We start from the raw sequence: 1,043 nt of genomic DNA, 5'->3' as shown, positions 1-1,043 counted from the left end.
ATAATCGTAGAGCTGTAACAGTTGTACACCACTAAAATTATTTACTAATTATATAGTATCCTAAAAGGCCGAGTTTACTACTCGGCCTTTTTTTATTTATAACTTGATGTTATTATTGCGAAAGCGTTGATGCGTGGATACCGAATCGTCATTGCAAGCCATAGGCTGCGTGGCAATCTCATGAAATAACAACAAACTCCTGAGATTGCTTCGTCAATTACTTTGTAATTTCCTCGCAATGACGAAAAAACTGAACCATATTGCCCTGTTTTTTTGCGATACCTCAAAAATATAAAAATTTTACTAGACTTAACTGCATAATAATTATATAAATTTCAAATGAAAAGGGGCTGTAGCTCAGTTGGTTAGAGCACGCCGCTCATAACGGTGTGGTCGTAGGTTCAAGTCCTACCAGCCCCACCACACAAATTCTTATTTAAATTCGCATTAGCACTGAATTTATAATGATTAATCTAAAAACACTTTCTTGGTATCTTACTAAATTATATTCTAAGTGTTTCTTGATTATATTATTTCTTTTAATCGGGCTATTAATTATCTCAAATATTTTTGATCTTTTACAAAAGTTCAAAAATATTTATGTTCCTTTTAGTTTTTTTTGGAGACTTATCTTATATAAGATTCCTTATTTACTAGGTCAAGTATCTTCGTTAATTAGTTTTACCGCTATGTTATTTTTTCTTAGAAATCTAACAAAAAATAATGAATTAACGGCTATGTTATCTAGCGGTATTCATATTTGGCAAGTGCTTGTTATTCCATGTATTGTAACTTTAATGTTAGGTATAGTTTTTACGACTATATTGAATCCTATCGGTACTATAGGCTTACAAAAATATGAGTTATTAGAAGCAAAACTAACTAAAAAAGCCTTGAGTGAGGGTATAATATCTAAATCAGGCTTATTATTTTTTGAATCTTTAAATGATGAAACTCAAATTATCCAAACACAATTTATTAATATTGCCGAGAAAAAATTAAATAATATTACAATTTTATTTGTTGATCATAATAATGCTTTT

1 protein-coding gene and 1 tRNA gene are annotated in these 1,043 nt (G+C 29.6%); both read left to right on the top strand.

Annotated features, from left to right (window positions below; genetic code table 11):
* Window positions 1–346: 346 nt before the first annotated feature.
* Window positions 347–423 (top strand) — tRNA-Ile (locus O6R16_RS07880).
* 41 nt (window positions 424–464) lie between these two features.
* The coding region (locus tag O6R16_RS07875) for an LptF/LptG family permease (protein WP_499680696.1) at window positions 465–1,043 on the top strand (579 nt) is incomplete at its 3' end.

Origin of the sequence: Candidatus Rickettsia tasmaniensis (genome assembly GCF_036857515.1) — a bacterium.
GTDB classification, from domain to species: domain Bacteria; phylum Pseudomonadota; class Alphaproteobacteria; order Rickettsiales; family Rickettsiaceae; genus Rickettsia; species Rickettsia rickettsii.
The sequence above is the reverse complement of the archived record's forward strand: the minus strand, read 5'-3'. Positions and strand labels throughout refer to the sequence as shown.